At 52.6% G+C, this 19,259-nt stretch carries 19 protein-coding genes; 4 read left to right on the top strand and 15 right to left on the bottom strand.

The features are described 5' to 3' along the window. Positions 1-10 precede the first annotated feature (10 nt). Together BT114_RS02045 and BT114_RS02040 are read right to left on the bottom strand one after the other, a co-directional pair. Entirely contained in the window at positions 11-946 is a 936-nt protein-coding gene (locus BT114_RS02045; protein WP_072324633.1) for an alpha/beta fold hydrolase, read from the bottom strand. Between the two features lie 3 nt (positions 947-949). Continuing rightward, on the bottom strand, positions 950-1,912 hold the full coding sequence (locus BT114_RS02040; RefSeq protein WP_072324632.1) for an AEC family transporter: 963 nt from the start codon (positions 1,910-1,912) through the stop codon (positions 950-952). 225 nt (positions 1,913-2,137) lie between these two features. Between BT114_RS02040 and BT114_RS02035 the strand changes: the two genes are divergently transcribed. Then, positions 2,138-2,929, top strand: coding sequence for an alpha/beta fold hydrolase (locus BT114_RS02035; RefSeq protein ID WP_072324631.1), 792 nt, complete (start codon positions 2,138-2,140; stop codon positions 2,927-2,929). Here BT114_RS02035 and BT114_RS02030 read toward each other — a convergent pair. The 9 genes from BT114_RS02030 to BT114_RS01990 all read right to left on the bottom strand — a co-directional run bounded on the left by BT114_RS02030 (position 2,913) and on the right by BT114_RS01990 (position 11,969). Next, a complete protein-coding gene (locus tag BT114_RS02030) occupies positions 2,913-3,821 on the bottom strand; it encodes an alpha/beta hydrolase (protein WP_084661786.1) in 909 nt (302 codons plus the stop codon). The genes BT114_RS02035 and BT114_RS02030 overlap by 17 nt on opposite strands. Before the next feature lie 32 nt (positions 3,822-3,853). Continuing rightward, on the bottom strand, positions 3,854-4,201 hold the full coding sequence (locus BT114_RS02025) for a DUF4389 domain-containing protein (RefSeq protein ID WP_072324630.1): 348 nt from the start codon (positions 4,199-4,201) through the stop codon (positions 3,854-3,856). A gap of 17 nt (positions 4,202-4,218) precedes the next feature. After that, entirely contained in the window at positions 4,219-5,283 is a 1,065-nt protein-coding gene (locus BT114_RS02020; RefSeq protein ID WP_072324629.1) for an NAD(P)H-dependent glycerol-3-phosphate dehydrogenase, read from the bottom strand. A gap of 112 nt (positions 5,284-5,395) precedes the next feature. Next, entirely contained in the window at positions 5,396-6,856 is a 1,461-nt protein-coding gene (locus BT114_RS02015; RefSeq protein WP_072324628.1) for a protein adenylyltransferase SelO, read from the bottom strand. 67 nt (positions 6,857-6,923) lie between these two features. Next, positions 6,924-7,784: a glucosaminidase domain-containing protein gene (locus BT114_RS02010; RefSeq protein WP_072324627.1), complete on the bottom strand. Its 861-nt coding sequence runs from the start codon at positions 7,782-7,784 to the stop codon at positions 6,924-6,926. 95 nt (positions 7,785-7,879) lie between these two features. After that, positions 7,880-8,842 carry a M15 family metallopeptidase gene (locus BT114_RS02005; RefSeq protein WP_072324626.1) on the bottom strand — a complete coding sequence of 321 codons (963 nt, stop codon included), beginning with the start codon at positions 8,840-8,842 and terminating at the stop codon, positions 7,880-7,882. 222 nt (positions 8,843-9,064) lie between these two features. Further along, the gene (gene htpG, locus BT114_RS02000; RefSeq protein WP_072324625.1) at positions 9,065-10,963 is read right to left on the bottom strand and encodes a molecular chaperone HtpG; all 1,899 of its coding nucleotides are present in this window, start codon (positions 10,961-10,963) and stop codon (positions 9,065-9,067) included. Positions 10,964-11,043: 80 nt separating this feature from the next. Then, positions 11,044-11,493, bottom strand: a complete 450-nt coding sequence (locus tag BT114_RS01995) for a PaaI family thioesterase (RefSeq protein ID WP_072324624.1) — start codon at positions 11,491-11,493, stop codon at positions 11,044-11,046. Then, the gene (locus BT114_RS01990) at positions 11,490-11,969 is read right to left on the bottom strand and encodes a PaaI family thioesterase (protein WP_072324623.1); all 480 of its coding nucleotides are present in this window, start codon (positions 11,967-11,969) and stop codon (positions 11,490-11,492) included. The genes BT114_RS01995 and BT114_RS01990 overlap by 4 nt, the downstream gene beginning before the upstream one ends. A gap of 177 nt (positions 11,970-12,146) precedes the next feature. Here BT114_RS01990 and BT114_RS01985 point away from each other — a divergent pair, with 177 nt between their 5' ends. The 3 genes from BT114_RS01985 to BT114_RS01975 all read left to right on the top strand — a co-directional run bounded on the left by BT114_RS01985 (position 12,147) and on the right by BT114_RS01975 (position 14,194). Further along, positions 12,147-12,392, top strand: a complete 246-nt coding sequence (locus tag BT114_RS01985) for a DUF2798 domain-containing protein (protein ID WP_072324622.1) — start codon at positions 12,147-12,149, stop codon at positions 12,390-12,392. Between the two features lie 150 nt (positions 12,393-12,542). After that, positions 12,543-13,625 (top strand): 4-hydroxyphenylpyruvate dioxygenase, encoded by a 1,083-nt coding sequence (gene hppD, locus BT114_RS01980; RefSeq protein ID WP_072324621.1) that lies wholly within the window; start codon positions 12,543-12,545, stop codon positions 13,623-13,625. Beyond that, the gene (locus tag BT114_RS01975) at positions 13,622-14,194 is read left to right on the top strand and encodes a glutathione S-transferase family protein (RefSeq protein WP_072324620.1); all 573 of its coding nucleotides are present in this window, start codon (positions 13,622-13,624) and stop codon (positions 14,192-14,194) included. The genes hppD and BT114_RS01975 overlap by 4 nt, the downstream gene beginning before the upstream one ends. A gap of 130 nt (positions 14,195-14,324) precedes the next feature. Here the strand turns inward: BT114_RS01975 and sucD are convergent, their stop codons facing one another. The 4 genes from sucD to odhB form a co-directional block, all read right to left on the bottom strand. Beyond that, positions 14,325-15,197, bottom strand: a complete 873-nt coding sequence (gene sucD / locus BT114_RS01970; protein ID WP_072324619.1) for a succinate--CoA ligase subunit alpha — start codon at positions 15,195-15,197, stop codon at positions 14,325-14,327. Next, entirely contained in the window at positions 15,197-16,363 is a 1,167-nt protein-coding gene (gene sucC, locus BT114_RS01965; protein ID WP_072324618.1) for an ADP-forming succinate--CoA ligase subunit beta, read from the bottom strand. The genes sucD and sucC overlap by 1 nt, the downstream gene beginning before the upstream one ends. Positions 16,364-16,502: 139 nt before the next feature. Next, a complete protein-coding gene (gene lpdA, locus BT114_RS01960; protein ID WP_072324617.1) occupies positions 16,503-17,939 on the bottom strand; it encodes a dihydrolipoyl dehydrogenase in 1,437 nt (478 codons plus the stop codon). 47 nt (positions 17,940-17,986) lie between these two features. Further along, positions 17,987-19,192, bottom strand: a complete 1,206-nt coding sequence (odhB, locus tag BT114_RS01955; RefSeq protein ID WP_072324616.1) for a 2-oxoglutarate dehydrogenase complex dihydrolipoyllysine-residue succinyltransferase — start codon at positions 19,190-19,192, stop codon at positions 17,987-17,989. Positions 19,193-19,259: the final 67 nt, after the last annotated feature.

The following is a 19,259-nucleotide window of genomic DNA, read 5'->3' as shown; positions in this document are numbered from 1 at the left end:
TCATTGCTCCTTACTGCAAAAACTTCACAACCACCTCAGCCACTGCATCACAACTCCCAGTTTCCAGATGCAAGTGATGCCCACCTTCAAGCACTGATTTTTGCGCATTTGTCAGTGCCTGAAAACGGGTCTCAATTTCCGGACGATTGATTAACAAACCCTGCTGGGCTTCGACCAACAAGGTGGGTGCCTGTATGGCTTTCATGAAAGATAAATTCTGCGCCTCGGTCAAGCGCCAGGGTGAAGGGTGCCGCAGACGTGAATCACTGCGCCAGAACCAACCACCCGCCTGATGGGTTTCATCAACCTGCCGCAGGGCCCGTTGGCACAACATCAATGCAGCATCAAAATCCACCGCCCCGACACCTTTCATGCGTGCCTCCGCCGCATCCTGCACACTGGCATAAATGCGAGCTGAAAATGCCGATAAGGGATCACTCTCGGCATATTTTTCCTGATGCCCAATCCAGCGACCCAACGCACGTCCCAACTGAGCAGCAGCCTCCTCATCGGGTGTTGTCAGACTGCCGATACCATCCAGCATCACCAGTTTTTCCACCACCTCCGGGTGGGCACCAGCCAATAACGAGGCCACCCCTGCCCCCATGGAATGGCCAATCAGCGTAAAACGGGACCAACCCAGCGCCAGAGCAGCGGCCTGCACATCAAAACAGTTTTCCATCAACAGGTAAGTCTGTCCGGCCGGGCGCCAGTCAGAATAGCCATGACCTGCAAAATCGGGTGCCACCACACGGTATCCTACTTTTGCCAGGACCGGTGCCAGCCTTGCAAAAGTCATGGCGTTATCCAGCCAGCCATGCAGTGCCAGCAGCGGCTTGCCATCAGGATCACCCCAGGCCAGCGCTGCAAGTTGCAGATGTGGCAGGTTCAAGGTCAGGGTTTCAGCACCCTCGGGAATGGGGTGTAGGGTATTATCAACAGTCATTCATCAGCCTTGACTTAATCCAAACCAGTGCAGGAGAAAAACACCCAGACTGATACTGAGTGTTCCAAACAAGGTGGTCAGTGCCACAATATTGGCAGACAGTACCGCATTACCACCCATGGCTCTTGCCATCACATAACTGGCCGCAGCAGTTGGACAACTGAATACCAGAAATAATATGCCCAGTGTCATGCCTTCATAACCCAGCAACCAGGCACCCAGCACCATCGGTACCGGCAAGAGTACCAATTTATAGGCTGTAGCCATCAGCGCCGGGCCGCTGGTTTCGCGTAAAGCCCGCAAGTCCAGTGCCGCACCGATACACAACAAGGCCAATGGCAGTGTCATGCTGGCAAAATAATCACCAACCTTTAATGCCAACTGGGGGATAGGCACAGACCAGAGAGAAGTAGGCACGGCCAGGGCTACAGCGATAATCAATGGATTACGCACCACATCCAGCAGCATCCGTCGCCAGTTGATGCCCTTGCCACCATTGTCACGCCACAGGTTCAGCGCCACCACGGACAAGAGGTTGTATTGCACAATCAACAACGCCAGCAGAATCGAAGTCAGTGCCAGGCCCGCTTCACCATACTGATTGCCAGCCAGTGCCAGCCCCAGAATACCCAGGTTGCCACGAAAACTCCCCTGTACAAATACCCCGCGATCAGCGGCTGATGGCAAGGACCTTGCTCGCCATACCAGCCAACCAAACGCCAGCAGCGTGACCAACGCAGCATAAAACAGCAGGTCCAGGGCAAACACCTGGGTTAAATCAGTTCGCAACAGGTTCAGAAACACCAGCGTCGGCAGGGTGACATTAAACACCAGGCGTGAAGCCACCCGATTGAACTCATCGTTGATCAGGTCCATGCGGCGAAACAGCATGCCCAGAAACACCAGCACAAACACCGGGGCTGTGACATGCAGGGTAAAACTCAGGGTATCAATGAACAGCTGCATTTACAGGGTCGCCAGTCCATAGGCAATACCTGCCAGAGCAATCAACAGGAAAATCAGGTTACGGGCACGATTATCACGAGGTGGTTTGTTATCAGACATATTTTTCTCCCAAGGCTAGCTTTGACTCTTCAGTCTATTTTTATGCATTCTAACAGCTAAAACTGCCTTGCAATTATTTAAAACAGGCGTTTTACTGATCACTTATTCTGTTTATAAGGATACTGCATGAGCCTCCCCATCCTGCACTTTGCCCATGCCAACGGCTTCCCTGCCGGCAGTTACCGGGTATTGCTGGAACCCCTGAAAACCCACTGGAAGGTTGAAAGCCTGGATCGCTTCGGGCATAACCCCACTTTTCCGGTGGACCATAACTGGCAGGCGCTGGTTAACGAACTGCTGGACCACTTACAGCAGGCCTGTAGTGATCAAAAAGTTACCGGCATCGGTCATTCTCTCGGTGGAGTCATCACCTATATGGCTGCCTTGAAACAGCCACAACGTTTTGAACAGATTATCCTGCTGGATCCACCCTTGATGACAGGCCTGGATAGCCTGGGGTTAAAACTGGCTAAAAAACTTGGATTCATAGACAAGGTAACCCCGGCAGGCATCACCAGAGGACGTCGCAGTCACTGGCCTAATCGTGAGTTGGCCATTGAGTACTTTGCTTCCAAAAAGCTGTTCAGCAAGTTTCACGCCCAGGCACTGGCTGACTATGTTGATCATGGCACCGAGCCAGACCCGCGTGGCGGCATCAGACTGCGTTTTGATCCAGGTGTGGAAGTGGCTATCTTTCGGAATCTGGCCGATCACCTCAGTGGTAGCCTGAAACGCCTGCAGGTTCCAGTGACACTGGTTCGTGGTCAACAAAGTGACCTGTTAACCCCAGAGCGTGAAAAGCGGCTGAAAAGAAGCGGATTCAGCTGCATCAGTGTGCCTGGTGGACACATGTTTCCACTGGAACATCCGGAAGAGACACGCCACTGCCTGTTGCAGCTCCTCAAGCCGCAGCAGTAAAGGCCTTGATAAAGCGGGAAGCCTGACGAACACTGGATGCTGCCTGAGGCAGATAACGATAAAGCAGTTGCCAGACGTGTGGCATCCAGGCGGTTTCCTTGATTTCAGCCCGACCACCCTGCTGCTGCACACCCTGCACCAGGCGTCTGGCGTCATCCCGCAACACCTCCTGCAAGCTCACCTGTACATGCAAGGGAGCCAGACCCTGCAGGTCACCAAAAAGGGGCGAAATGGCCGGGCTGTCCAGCGGTTGCTTGCCGGCATAAAGCTCGGCAAAAGCACGCATCTGCACACGATTCAACAAAGGGTCGGTAGCTGCATTCAAGTCCATGGAAGGACTGGAACAACTCAGATCCACCCAAGGCGACAACAGCACACAGGCAGCCGGTTGACGATGGCCTTCACGGCGCAAGCTCTGCAACAAGGAAACGGCCAGGCCACCGCCCGCCGAATCACCACCAATGGCCAGACGCTCCGGTGTCACTCCCTGCTCCAGTAACCAGTGGCAGGCCGCCAATGCATCTTCCAGGCCGGCAGGCCAGGGATAGTCCGGCGCCAGGCGGTAATCAATCGCCAGCACCCTGGCATCAGCATGACGAGCAAAAGCCATCGCCAGTTCGCGGTGAGTATCCAGTGAACCCAGTGCAAAACCACCGCCATGCAGATAAAGCATATAACGCTGTGTAGGACTGCCCTTCGGACTCAGCAGTTCGGCAGCTCGCCCGTTAATGTCCAGGGTCATCAGTTCGATATCATGAGGCAAACGACAGTTGGTATTCAGTTCATTCAGATAGTCACGCAATAAACGACACTGACTGGCCAGCATCTGTCGGTTGACCAGATCCATACTCTGCTGGGCTGCAGCCAACGGCCAAAGCATTTCATGCCACATCAGATACCCTCCGGTGTATGCTTCACTCTTTTTCAGTGGCCCGCAGTGGAATCACTGTCATCCGGCGGATTATGTGGCATATAAGGATTGCTGTCCGGCTGTTCGGTTTCCGGCCATTCACTGAATGGAAAAGGCTTGGTATCAGTGTTGAAGGTCAGGTAGCGGAAAAGCTGGTAAGCATAAACCGTCAGCTGGGAACCAAACTGCTGCAGCTGCTGTTGTGGTTCACCCATCACCAGGCGGTAAACCACCTGCACCAGAATCACACCAATCAGTACCAGCTCAGTGAGTTTCCAGGCCAGAAAAAACAACACCATAAACGGCAGGCGCAACCAGTAGCTTTCATCCTTGAGGCGTTCTTTGATACTTGTTGAACTCATTGGTCATTTCTCCAGAGTCAGGTGTCGACTCGAGTGATGTTTCTTGCTGATTTAACCACTTCATCATGGGGCAATACAAATTCCACGTCAGTGCTCTGCTCTCGCCCCATCATTGAACCAGCAACTTCGGTCGGCTGGTGCCCTTCAAACAACACCAGGTACAGTGCCTGCACCAAAGGCATGTAAATCCCCATTTCATCGGCTTTATGCTTCACCAGACGAACGGTATTGACACCCTCTGCAACCTGGCCAAGTGATGCCACAATCTGATCCAGCGATTGCCCACGGCCCAGGGCCTGCCCGACCCTGAAATTACGTGACAAAGGTGATGAACAGGTCACGATCAGATCACCCACACCGGACAAACCCAGAAAAGTCATTGGGTTGGCACCCAGGCTGACCGCGAAGCGGCTCATTTCAGCCAGCGCCCGGGTCATCAACATGCTACGTGTGTTTTCACCCATGCCCAGGGCAGAAGCCATACCCGCTGCGATGGCATAAATATTCTTCAAGGCACCACCCAGCTCTGCACCATACATATCGGTATTGGCGTAAACCCTGAAATATCGATTGCCGAGGACTTGCTGGACTGTGGCACGGGTCAGGTCATCCGGACTGGCAATGACGGTTGCGGTGAGTTGTTTCTGAGCCAGCTCACCAGCCAGATTGGGCCCGGATAACACCCCCAGATGTTTAAAACCGGTTTTCTGCTCCATCACCTGACTCATCAGGCGAAATCCCTGTTCCTCAAATCCCTTGGTGGTACTGACCAACAACTGATCCGGATGCAGGTAAGGCAGCGCCTGATCGAGCACCTGGGCAAATCCCTTGCTGGGAATTGCCAGAAAGACCAGTTCGGCACCTTCCAGGGCCTGCTGCAGCGATGCAGTGGCCTGAATGGATTCAGGCAACACCAGATCCGATAAATAACGTGGGTTACGGTGCTGCTGATTAATATGTACGGCAAGCTCCGGGTCACGAACCCAGAGACGGGTGGCATAACCATTATTGGCAACAATGGAAGCCAGTGCGGTACCAAAACTGCCACCACCCAGCACAGTGACAAGGCGCTCTGAAGCCATGAAATTCCTTAATGCATCAGATTGAACAAAATAATGGCTTTTATTCTAACTCATCTGAGGCCATGGAAACGCATCGGCTTGTAAAGGATTGCAAAAGAGTCACTGACCCCGCTCAAGAAGAGCAGGACAACACGGGACTCACAGCGCCTGCTGGTGGGCCTGCCAGATCTCCGGGCAATTTGCCATCAGGGTCAAAGGGATCACGCAACACTGCCAGCAACCGATTCACCTCACTGAAATCACCGGACTCCGCCAGACTGATGGCCTGTTGCAACATCCCAGTGCGCGGCAATACACAAGGATTCACACGACATAATTGTTTACGACGCACTTCAGCATCCGGCCAGTGGTTGGCGACCCGCTGCTGCCAGTCCTGCAGCCAGCGAGACCACTCCTGCAGTGGCTGGTTGCGATCCCCCTGCATCAGCCTGCCTGCCCGCTCCAGCTGCCCTTCAGCCAATAAACGCAAAACACGGGTCCAGTCGGCGGCACCAGCTTCACACAAAGCCAGAAAACGAACCACCAACGGCCAGTCCTGAATGGCATCCACGCCTAAACGGGCTGCCATCAACTGCTGATACTGCTGCTGGTATTCATCAGCAAAGCGCTCCAACACTGCCCGGATGGAGGTTTCATCACTGAGTGGCAACAAAGCCTGCCCCAGACACACCAGATTCCAGTGCACGATACCCGGCTGGCGGTTGAAGGCATAACGCCCCCGGTCATCACTGTGATTACAGACATAACCCGGCTCATAATGATCCAGAAAGGCAAAAGGGCCAAAGTCAAAGGTCTCACCCAGAATTGACATGTTATCGGTGTTCAACACGCCATGACAGAAACCATAGGCCTGCCATCTGGCCACTAATCGCACAGTGCGTGACTGAACTTCAGCCAGTAATCCGGCCGCCGGGTCCGGGTGGTCCTTTAACTGCGGATAAAGATTGTTGATGACAAAATCCAGCAGCACCTGCAAACCGGTTCGGTCACCCTGATAACAGAAATGTTCAAAGTGACCAAAGCGGATATGGCTGGGTGCCAGACGCAACAGGGTAGCGGCAGCTTCATAGCGTTCGCGCCTGACCGGTTCGCTGCTCACGGCAATCGCCAGTGCACGGGTGGTGGGAATGCCCAGATGATGCAAGGCTTCACTGCCAAGAAACTCACGAATACTGGAGCGCAGCACTGCCCGACCATCGGCAAAGCGTGAATAGGCTGTTTGACCGGCTCCTTTCAGATGCAGATCCCAGTATTCACCCTGACAGTTGACCACCTCGCCCAGTAACAGACCGCGACCATCGCCCAGATCCGGGTTGTAAACACCAAACTGATGCCCTGCATATTTCATGGCCAGCGGAGAAGCACCAGGTGGTAACCAGTGCCCGGTGAGCAGATCAAGCAATTGCTGTTGATCCTGACGGCACAGATCCAGATCCAGCAGCGCTGCAGCATCACTGCTGACAGCAACCAGCGCGGTCTGTCCCTGCAGTGGGCCTGGATGGCGCTGCTGGTAAAATGATGCAGGCAGACCGCTGTAGCGGTTACTGAACGTCAATTGAGCCAGGGTTTTCATGCGGGTCTCCAACAGGTATAACAGAGTATTTTACTCAACTATAGCTGTAAAACCAGCAGCAAAACCTTCAGGGAGTCGCGCTGACTTCTTCCTCCAGCAACAGCTGCAGTGCCTGATCAATGAATGCCAGATTACTGTTGATCATGGAAATGACTTCATCCACATAAGCCTGGCGACGCTCTGAGTAACTGATCAAGCCCGGTGCCAGATCAACACCCGTAGCCTCAATGCCTGATTCACGCAGGTTCTGGCGAATCAACCGCAATTGCCGATAAGCCCGGTGGGTATTGATGTTACGCATGTAGGCCTGCACGCTGTCCAATACTGTTTCAAAACGGCGCACCTCATGATTCATGCCAGGTACCCGTCGCTCAGGGACCAGACCACAACCCACTGAGAAACACCACTGCCCAAACAGGTTGTTACCTTCTTGCGCAAAACGTGAGGTCCCCCAGGCGGACTCATTGGCGGCTTGCATCAACACCAGATCCAGAGGCACCTGGTCGGCGCGTCGCAACAGGGTCAGCCATTCGTTTTCAGTGAGTGGCCACTGCAATCCGTAATAACGGGCAATATCAGCCACCAGCTTCTCGTCTTTGGTGACCAGTTCCTGCCCGGAGTCCAACAAGGCTTTCGCTGCCAATAACTGCTCCCGCTGCCAGGCAATGCGCTGGTTTTCATAAACCACCAGCGGCAACAGCACATTGAAAAAGGCCTCCTTTCGCCAGGGCACATGGGTGATATGTGAATAATCCGGCATCTGTTTCAGGGGGTCTGCAATGACCAGATCAAAAGGTTTTAACTGAGGCCTGGGGGATAACCACTCATTGACCAATGCACCCAGCGCCACCAGCAAGGACAGCAGAATCAATAACGGAAAAATGCGTGGTACGGCAATTGTAGGTTTTTCGGTTACAGGCACTTGCATCAGGCACACCAGAAATATTGATAACAATTAATTACATCATACAACAAAAATCCCGGCCAGGGCCGGGATTTTTGTTGTACTTGTCTAATGCTGCATCAAGTGACCTGAATATGCCAGGGCTCATAACGAACACCATAGTTATTGTCTGTGGTGTAGCGAATCTCGACAAAACCCAGATCCTGCAGACGCTTGTAGACATCAGTATCAGCAAAGTCATCAGTGAAGTTGCGATAACCAAAGCCCACCTTACCCACATCAAAGTCGCCCACAGCATGGTAAGAGTGACCGGGCGGAGCCAGCGAGCGTGAAGCCTTGGACAGATTACCGGCAGACTGCTCCGTCTTGGCCAGGAACAGGTGCATCTGTTTAACCATACTACGCACACCGGACGTCAGCACCAGGTCATCACCGACTTCTTTTAACAGTCGATCATAAAAGGCTTCTGACTTGCCTTTGAACAGGAAGTGGCCGGTACGACCAACACCAATCACATCCTTGCGGGAAATACTGGCAGTCAGGGTATCCATGACCCGTTCACCGTAGAAACCGTAAAGGCGTGCATCGGTGTGATACAGCTCATCCAGGAAATCCAGCTCTGCCTGGGTAAAGGCGCCGATTTCTGAATAGTTACGTGCAAAACGCAGGGCATCATCAAAAGACAGCAGATTGAAGTTGCCATGTCCAACATAGGACTGCACACGATCCAGGCGCTGATAAGCAGCCATCATGACATCATGCTTGTCGGCAGGCAGGAAGTAGTCATCATCAAACACGCTTTCAAAATAACGAATGCGCGTCTGGGCGTCATTCTGACCGCTGGCAGCAGCCTGAGCTGCAGCTTGCTGGTGGACAGCAGAAAGGGCCTGACTCAACTCAGTTGGCAAAATATCTTCCATGCCATACTGCAGGTTGGATGCTGCCCACTGACCTTGCAGTGCACCCATGCCAAAACTTTCCTGCAACTGGCTATTCAGATGTATCTGGCGCAGCACCGAGCCACTGCCAAGCGCCACAAAACCAGTGACAGACAGCGCTTTCAGAAGTGTTCTACGTTCCACAAATCACTCCACCCTTGTTCGTTATAATGCTTTGATGAGTAAACTTTACCGAGGTGATTTGAGGCTGTCCAGAATAACTGGTGAAGAGATGATGAGAATTCTCAATGGTATCGATTTAAAAATACCATAGTTACAAATAAATCAATCAGTATTACATATCAAATACAAGTCAGGCTCGATTTGTATTGAGCCTGACTTGAGTTTAGTGTTGCGATGAAGCCATCAGTGGCTGCTCAGCTCCAGCAACAAACGGTTGAGCCGCTGCACAAACTGGCCCGGATCTTCCAGACTTTCACCGGCGGCCAGTGCCGCCTGGTCACACAGCAGCAATGCCAGCTCACCAAAACGCCCTTCCTGCTGCTCAGCTTCCAGACGCTCAATCAGCGGATGACCTGGGTTGATCTCCAGAATGGGTTTGCTGTCCGGTGCTTTCTGACCTGCTGCCTCCAGAATCTTGCGCATCTGCACACCCAGATCACCTGCACCAATCACCAGCACCGCCGGAGAATCAGTCAGACGAGTGGAAACCCTGACTTCACTGACGCGCTCTTCCAGTGACTTCTTGATGCGCTCCAGCAGGTCTTTTTTGGTTTCACTGGCCTGTTCCTGAGCCTTTTTATCTTCTTCAGAATCCAGCGCGCCCAGATCCAGATCACCCCGTGCCACATCCACAAAAGACTTGCCATCAAACTCATTCAGGTGGCTCATCAGCCACTCATCAATGCGATCGGTCAGCAGCAGCACTTCGATGCCTTTTTTACGGAATACTTCCAGGTGCGGACTGGATTTCACCTGCGCCAGGCTTTCACCCACCAGGTAATAAATCTTGTCCTGACCTTCCTTCATGCGGCTGACATAATCCGCCAGACTGACTGACTGCTCATTTTCACTGGTGGAACTGAAACGCAACAAACCGGCAATGCGCTCACGGTTGGCATAGTCTTCACCCGGCCCTTCCTTCAATACCTGGCCAAACTCTTTCCAGAAGCCCTGATATTTTTCCTTGTCTTCCGCCATTTTTTCCAGCAGGCTCAACACGCGCTTGGTCAGTGCGGTTTTCATGCTGTCGATCTGCGGATTCTGCTGCAGAATCTCACGGGAGATGTTCAACGGCAGGTCAGAAGAATCCACCACACCCTTGATAAAACGCAGGTACAGCGGCAGGAACTGTTCGGCATTGTCGAGGATGAATACCCGCTGCACATAAAGCTTCAGGCCACGTGGCGCTTCGCGGTGATAGAGGTCAAAGGGTGCCCGTTTTGGCACATACAGCAGAGAGGTGTACTCTTGCTTGCCTTCCACCTTGTTGTGGCTCCAGTCCAGCGGATCTTCAAAGTCATGAGCAACGTGTTTGTAAAACTCCTTGTATTCTTCTTCCTTGATGTCGCTCTTGCTGCGAGTCCACAGCGCATTGGCCTTGTTGATGGTTTCCCATTCAACGGCACTGGCCTGCTCGCCTTCGGAGTCCACCTCAACATCCTTCTGCAACTGGATCGGTAAGCCGATGTGATCCGAGTACTTGTGAATGATGTTGCGCAGTCGCCAGCCATTGGCAAATTCGCTGGCATCTTCTTTCAGCTGCAGGGTAATGCGGGTGCCTCGTGGCGCGCGCTCAATGCTCTCAACGGTGAACTCACCATCACCTTTTGAAGTCCAGCGCACTGCATCAGCCAGTGCAGCACCTGCTTTACGGGTTTCCACGGTCACTTCATCAGCCACAATAAAGGCTGAATAAAAACCGACACCAAACTGGCCGATCAGGTGGGAGTCTTTTTTCTGATCGCCGGTGAGTTGCTTCATGAATTCGGCCGTGCCTGAACGGGCGATGGTGCCCAGATTGGCAATCACATCTTCACGATCCATACCGATGCCGTTGTCTTCCAGCGTCAGGGTACCGGCTTTTTCATCAAAGCTGATACGCACCCGCAGCTCTGGATCTTCTTCCAGCAATGCCGGGTGGGCAATCGCCTGAAAGCGCAGCTTGTCGCAAGCATCTGAGGCATTGGAAATGAGTTCGCGCAGAAAGATTTCGCGGTTGGAATAAAGTGCGTGCACCATCAGGTGCAGCAGCTGTTTGACTTCCGTCTGGAAACCCAGTGTCTGTTTTTCTGCCTGGCTCATGATTATGCGGACTCCTGAACATCATGTTGTTGGTTGGGATATCCGCATAGATGGGGGCATTCAGCTGAATTTCAAGTCTTTTATTCCGGCCATACCAGGTGTGCTCTGGCCAGTGCCACCGGCTCATCACGTCGCTCACCCTGCCAGGCCGCAACAGAAACATTCACCACCCGCTTGCCAAGCCGCCCCAACTGGCAACTGGCCAGCGTCGGTTCCAGACGAGCAGATCGCAGGTAGTCAATCGAGAAGTCGATCACCTTGGGCACCCGCTTGCCACCGGTGTGAGCCATCACACTCAGCACTGCTGCGGTTTCCATAAAGGCCGCCACCACCCCACCATGCAAGGCAGGTAACAGTGGATTACCGACATTGCTGCTTTCCGGCTGCAGTTGGAACAAGAGTTCATCACCCTGCTCCAGCGCCTGAACACCAATCAATCGGGCGTAAGGGATCAGATCAAACCAACCATTGATGGTGGTTGCTGTCAGGCGTTCACCCAACTGACCGGACTGCAGGTCACTCTCATTCATGCCGCACCTCCGGTACCAAATAAATGCTGGGCAAAACCTTTTGGAGTACGTTCCGGGCCCAGGCGCATAAAAGTACCGGTTCCCTTGGCGACCGGATGATCCTCTTGTTGCTGCCAGATCCATCCTTCGGTAAAAACGATCTGACGCGCCAGATGCGTCACACGGGCGCGACAAAAAAGCCTTTGCCCGGCCGAGGCTGCCCGGTAGTGATCCATCCGTAAATCCACGGTTGGACAGACTTCCGGTTCCGGCAAAGCCAGAATGGCTGCCGAACCACAGGCAGTATCCATCAGCACGGTCAACAATCCACCGTGAATCAGCTGATCACGGGCATTACCCACAAAACGCTGATCCCCTTCCAGAGACAGCACCAGATCTGTTTCGCTGACTGCTTCCACCTGCATGTTCAGCATCTTGCAGTGAGGAATCAGGGTCATGAAACGCTTTAAGCCCGTCAGGCGTTGTTCATTGGTCATTGATCTTTCCAGCAGCGTCCATAGACAAACACTTGTTTGACTAGCATAACGACAGAAAGCCTTTCTGAAAAGTTTTGCGAGGGAAGTACCAGGAAGCCTTCCACAGGGATATCGCCCTGTGCAAAACTGCCCAGAGCTCTTAAAATAAGCAGATCCTTAATTAAGCTGGAGTCACTGATGCTGTTTCCACCCCGTTATACCCGTTATGTCTTTTCTTTCATCATGTCCATTTACATGGTCACCATCATGACCTTTGTCATCACCCTGGTGAACACCGGAATGGACAGTGATTTCATTGCCCGCTGGTGGCGTGCCTTTTACATTGCCTGGCCGATTGCCTTTGCACTGATCCTGCTGGGTGCTCCGAAACTACAGATACTGGCAGGCAAATTAATCCGTACCCCACCTGAACAACCCCACTAAAACACCCTGATCAAGCCTTAGACTTCATCCTGTCAGACCATCTGCTAATAGCCATTTACCCCACTGGCGACAGGTGGAAAAATACCGGACAACACCTACACTCCTGTTTAACAGCCCTTCTCAGAACAATAAAAAAACAGGAGCTTTACCATGTCGTTGCCTGTCAACCCGGCCTGTATCACTCCGGCCAATCCCATGGGGACTGATGGCTTTGAGTTTGTTGAATACACAGCCGAAGACCCACAACAACTGCACCAGCTTTTTGAATCCCTGGGTTTTACAGCTATCGCCCGTCATCGCTCAAAACAGGTGACCCTGTTTCGCCAGGGTGACATCAACTTTATTGTGAATGCTGAAGCAGATGCCTTTGCCCGTCGCTTTGCCCGGCAACACGGCCCCAGTGCCTGTGCCATGGCACTGAGAGTTGCTGATGCGGCCTGGGCTTATGAACGAGCCATTAGCCTGGGTGCTCGGGCCATTGCCAACCCGGTTGGACCGATGGAGCTGAATATACCGGCTATTGAAGGCATCGGTGGCAGCCTGATTTATTTAGTGGATCGTTACACCCCGGGGCACAGCATTTATGACCTGGATTTTGTGCCACTGGAAGGTGTTGATCAGCAACCCAAGGGGGTGGGTCTGCAATCCATTGATCACCTGACCCATAATGTTTATCGGGGGCACATGGATCAGTGGGCCGACTTTTATCAACGCTTGTTTAATTTTCGTGAAATCCGTTACTTTGACATTGAAGGGCAACTGACCGGACTCAAATCCCGCGCCATGACCAGCCCCTGCGGCAAAATTCGCATTCCCATCAATGAGTCAGCGGATGATAAAAGTCAGATTGAGGAATACCTGCGCAGCTACCGCGGGGAAGGCATACAACATATCGCTTTAAGCTGCGCCTCCATCTATGACAGCGTGGAAGCCTTGCTGCAAGGTGGTGTGACTTTTATGGCAGCCCCACCCGACAGTTATTATGAAATGCTGGAACAACGCCTGCCCGGTCATGGTGAGGATGTCTTACACCTGAAGCAACTGGGAATACTGCTGGATGGTGCACCAACACCCGGAGGTGGTTTATTGTTGCAGATCTTCACTCATACTGTGATAGGACCGATCTTTTTTGAGCTTATCCAGCGTAAGGGCGATGAAGGGTTCGGTGAGGGTAATTTCCGCGCCCTGTTTGAAAGCATTGAACGCGACCAGATGCAAAGGGGAGTCTTATGAAGCTTTATGGTTCTGCCACATCACCCTATGTACGCCGACTCAGAATCTGGCTGGAGCATGCCGATTATGAGTTTGTGGCCATGGATATTTTTTTACCCGAAGGCCGAAAACAGCTTGAAGCAGTCAGTCCGGCACGCAAAATCCCACTGCTGCAACTCGGCAAGGACACCATCTATGACTCAAGGGTGATCTTTTATCATCTGAATGACCGGCTGCAGCGGGAAACGGTTGGTGTTCGTGAAGACAACCAGCTCACCCTGATTGATGAAGCCAATACGGCTTTTGTGCAGTTGTTCCTGCTGAAAAAATCTGGCGTGGATGTTGATCAGGATGCACTCTATTTCAACCTCCAGCGTGAGCGCATCAATAACCTGATGATGCACCTGGAAGGCATGGTCAGCAGCGGCCACTTTGACAACTGGAACTATCCAGCCATCTGCCTTTATTGCCTGCTGGACTGGATTGATTTTCGTGAACAATTCCAGCTGGAGTCCACACCCGCACTGAAAACCTTTCGTGATGCCAATACTGAACGCGAGTATGTGATCAGTACCGATCCAAGACGCTGACCAGCATTGGGCAAAAAATCTGCAACCCCATACCCATACCCATAAAAAAAAACCGCCTGATCAAATCATCAGGCGGTTTTATGGATGGTCAACCTGCCGAAGCAGATTGACTCAGGTCACAGGCTGGAACTTACCAGCCAGTCACTTCTTTCAGGGCTGCACCGATGTCGGCCAGAGAACGCACGGTCTTGACACCAGCATCTTCCAAGGCAGCAAATTTCTCGGCAGCGGTACCCTTACCACCAGCGATAATGGCACCCGCGTGACCCATGCGCTTACCAGCAGGTGCAGTCACACCGGCAATGTAAGACACAACAGGCTTGGTGACATTGGCCTTGATGAAGGCAGCCGCTTCTTCTTCGGCAGAACCACCGATTTCACCGATCATTACAATCGCTTCAGTCTGCGGGTCTTCCTGGAACAGCTTCAGAATGTCGATGAAGCTGGAACCGGGGATGGGGTCACCACCGATACCAACACAGGTAGACTGACCAAAACCGTAATCAGTGGTCTGCTTAACAGCTTCGTAAGTCAGGGTGCCGGAACGGGATACGATACCAACCTTGCCAGGCTTGTGGATGTGACCCGGCATGATACCGATCTTGCACTCACCGGGAGTGATCACACCGGGGCAGTTCGGGCCGATCAGGATAACACCCAGCTCGTCACACTTGACTTTACAGTCCAGCATATCAAGCGTCGGGATACCTTCGGTGATGGTCACAATCAGCTTGATACCAGCGTTGGCTGCTTCCAGGATGGAATCCTTGCAGAAGGGAGCCGGAACGTAGATCACAGAAGCTTCTGCACCAGTTGCTTCCACCGCTTCTTTTACGGTGTTGAAAACCGGCAGACCCAGGTGAGTGGTACCACCTTTACCGGGAGTAACACCACCAACCATCTTGGTGCCATAAGCAATCGCTTGCTCAGAGTGGAAAGTACCCTGACCACCGGTGAAACCCTGGCAGATAACCTTGGTGTCTTTATTGATCAATACGCTCATTATTTGCCCTCCGCAGCTTTAACAACCTGCTGAGCTGCATCGGTCAGGCTGGTGGCCGCAATGATGTTCAGACCGCTGTCAGCCAGCTTTTTGGAACCCAGTTCTGCGTTGTTGCCTTCGAGGCGGACAACCACGGGCACTTTTACACCCACTTGCTCAACCGCACCAATGATACCTTCAGCGATCATGTCGCAACGAACGATACCACCGAAGATATTGACCAGTACGGCTTTAACATTGCTGTCAGACAGGATGATCTTGAATGCTTCAGCAACGCGCTCTTTGGTCGCACCGCCACCTACGTCAAGGAAGTTGGCTGGCTGGCCGCCGTGCAGGTTAACAATATCCATGGTTCCCATGGCCAGACCGGCACCGTTAACCATGCAGCCGATGTTGCCATCCAGAGCAACGTAGTTCAGTTCCCACTTGGCAGCATTGGCTTCACGCTCGTCTTCCTGAGAAGGATCGCGCATTTCCTGCAGGTCTTTGTGACGGTACAGGGCATTGCTGTCCACAACCAGTTTGGCATCCAGGCAGTGCAGATTGCCCTGCTCGGTGATGACCAGCGGGTTGATTTCCATCAGCGCCAGATCTTTGTCCTGGAAAATCTGGGACAGACCCAGGAAGATCTTGGTGAACTGCTTGATCTGCTCACTGTTCAGACCCAGTTTGAAGCCCAGTTCACGGGCCTGGTAAGGCTGAGCACCGACCAGCGGGTCGATGATGGCCTTGAGAATTTTTTCTGGAGTTTCTTCGGCAACCTTCTCGATTTCCACACCGCCTTCAGTAGAGGCCATGAAAACCACACGACGAGTTGCACGATCCAGAACCGCACCCAGATACAGTTCATTGGCGATATCGGTGCAGCTTTCTACCAGAATCTTGCTAACCGGCTGACCATTTTTGTCAGTCTGGTAGGTTACCAGATTCTTGCCCAGCCACTGCTTGGCAAAAGCAGCTGCTTCATCGGCAGACTTGATCAGTTTTACACCACCAGCCTTACCACGGCCACCAGCGTGTACCTGGGCCTTAACAACCCACATGTTGCCACCGATTTTTTTACAGGCTTCTGCAGCTTCTTCCGGGGTGTCTACTGCAAAACCGGTGGAAACTGGCAGACCGTAATCGGCGAAAATTTTTTTTCCCTGATATTCGTGCAGGTTCATATTCAATGCCGTCTTTGTCTGTTACTTGCGATCCTGATAAACCCTGTCCGAACACCGGCTTGTAACCAATGTTCTGACAGGGTTTATCCCCAGTGAGTCTGCCGGTCAGGCTGACCCACAAACCTTACAACTGATTAAATCAGCGCTTCTTGCGGTTGGCCATGTGAATGGCATGACCATCCACAGCCAGAGCTGCTTCGTGAACTGCTTCGGACAGGGTCGGGTGTGCAAAACACATCAGCGCCAGATCTTCAGCCGAAGAAGCAAACTCAAGAGCAATAACACCATTGTGAATCATTTCACCGGCGTTCTGACCAAAAATATGCATGCCCAGTACACGATCAGTTTCTTCGTGAGCCAGGATTTTCACCATACCTTCAGTGCAGTTGTTGGCCATGGCACGACCAATCGCGGAGAAGGGGAACACACCGGACTTGTAGGGTACACCCGCTGCCTTCAGCTCTTCTTCGGTCTTACCGACAGAAGCCACTTCCGGGAAGGTGTAAATTACGCCAGGAATGGCGTCATAGTTCATCTCGGCCTTGTGACCAGCAATCAGCTCAGCAACTGTCACACCTTCTTCAGATGCCTTGTGTGCCAGCATCGGGCCGCGCACCACATCACCAATGGCATAAACACCCGGTACAGAAGTGCGGCACTGATCATCAACAAAGATGAAACCACGCTCGTCCAGTGATACACCGGAGTCATCAGCCAGCACACCCTTGGTGTAAGGTTTACGACCCACACAAACAATCAGCTTGTCAAAAACCTTGTTGTGCTCACCCTTGGCATCGGTGTAGGTCACTTCAACTTCTTTACCCTTCACCTTGGTCGCAGTAACGCGAGCACCCAGCTCAATCTGCAGACCCTGTTTGGTCAGTGATTTTTTGACTTCTTTGGCAATCTGCTGGTCGATTGAGGCCAGGAAGGTATCCATGGCTTCAAACACAGTGACCTCAGAGCCCAGACGGCTCCACACAGAACCCAACTCCAGACCGATGACACCACCACCAATTACGCCCAGACGTGCGGGGGTTTCAGTGAAGTCCAGTGCACCAGTGGAATCTACAATCAGGCCTTCAGTCAGCGGCGCTGGTGGAATTTCAACCGGCACAGAACCGGATGCAATAATGATATTCTCAGCTTCCAGTAGCTGGGTTTTACCGTCATGACCTGTCACTTCAACCTTTTTGCCAGCCAACAACTTGCCAGTACCTTCAAAAGGAGTGACACCATTGGCCTTGAACAGCATGGCAATGCCGCCAGTCAGTTGGGTAACAATCTTGTCCTTGCGGGCAACCATCTTTTTGACATCCATTTTGACGTCTTTGGCTTCAATACCAAAGGTGTCAAAATCATGCTTGGCTTCATGGTACTTGTGCGAAGCTTCCAGCAATGCCTTGGACGGAATACAGCCCACGTTCAGACAGGTGCCACCCAGTACGGTTTTACCCTCTTTATTTACCCACTTCTCAACACAGGCAGTTTTCAGGCCCAGCTGTGCTGCGCGGATGGCGGCAACATAACCGCCAGGACCCGCACCAATGACCACTACATCAAATTTGTCAGACATATCTCTGTTCCTGTTTCAGGGTCTCAGGATGGATTGCTTCCCGGCTTTTAGACATCCAGCAGAATACGCGCCGGATCTTCCAGCAGTTCCTTGATGGTAACAAGGAATTGTACAGCATCCTTGCCGTCAATCATGCGGTGATCGTAAGACAACGCCAGATACATCATCGGACGGATAACCACTTGACCATTAATAGCCATCGGACGCTCCTGGATTTTGTGCATACCCAGGATCGCAGTCTGCGGCGGGTTGATGATCGGAGTGGACATCAGGGAGCCGAATACACCACCGTTGGTGATGGTGAAGGTACCGCCCTGCAGGTCTTCGATACCAATTTTGCCTTCACGGCCACGTTTGCCAAAATCAGCAATGGTGCCTTCGATATCAGCCAGGTTCATGGAGTCACAATCGCGCAGAACCGGAACCATCAGACCACGATCAGTGGATACTGCAACACCGATGTCCTGATAACCATGGTAAACAATGTCAGTGCCATCAATGGAGGCATTCACATCCGGGAAACGCTTGAGTGCTTCAGTGGCGGCCTTCACAAAGAAGGACATGAAGCCCAGACGCACACCATTGTGACGCTTCTCGAACAGGTCCTTGTACTGCTTGCGCAGATCCATGACAGGCTTCATGTCCACTTCATTGTAAGTGGTCAGCATGGCAGCAGTTTGCTGAGCCTGTACCAGACGCTTGGCAATGGTTTGACGCATACGGCTCATCGGAACACGCTTCTCGATGCGCTCACCCGGAGCTGCAGTCACTTGAACGGCAGCAGGTGCAGCTGCAGGTTTGGCGGCTGGAGCAGAAGCAGCTTTCAGTACGTCTTCCTTGGTGATCATGCCACCCTTGCCACTGCCTTGAATGGCAGCCAGATCCAGGCCCTTTTCAGCAGCCAGTTTGCGAGCAGCAGGTGCAACACGCTTGTCACCAACAACTTCAGCTTCTTCAGAAGCAGCAGGTGCAGCGGTTTCTGCAGGCTTGGCAGCAGCCGGGGCTGCAGCAACAGCACCTTCTTTCACGCGTGCCAACAGCTGTTCAGAGGCAACAGTGTCACCTTCAGCAGCAATAATTTCTTCCAGCACACCATCAGCAGGAGATGGAACTTCCAGCACCACCTTATCAGTTTCGATATCAACCAGAATTTCATCACGGCTGACGGCTTCACCAGGCTGCTTGTGCCAGGTTGCTACGGTGCCTTCGGCAACCGACTCGGGGAAAGTTGGAGCTTTAATCTCGATGGCCATGTTATACCTTTCCTGTTTTATTCTTTGTGGTCCGGGCCAACTGACCCGGACTTGTTGAGGTTTACCT

This window comes from Marinospirillum alkaliphilum DSM 21637 (assembly GCF_900119735.1).
Taxonomy (GTDB): domain Bacteria; phylum Pseudomonadota; class Gammaproteobacteria; order Pseudomonadales; family Halomonadaceae; genus Marinospirillum; species Marinospirillum alkaliphilum.
The sequence above is the reverse complement of the archived record's forward strand: the minus strand, read 5'-3'. Positions and strand labels throughout refer to the sequence as shown.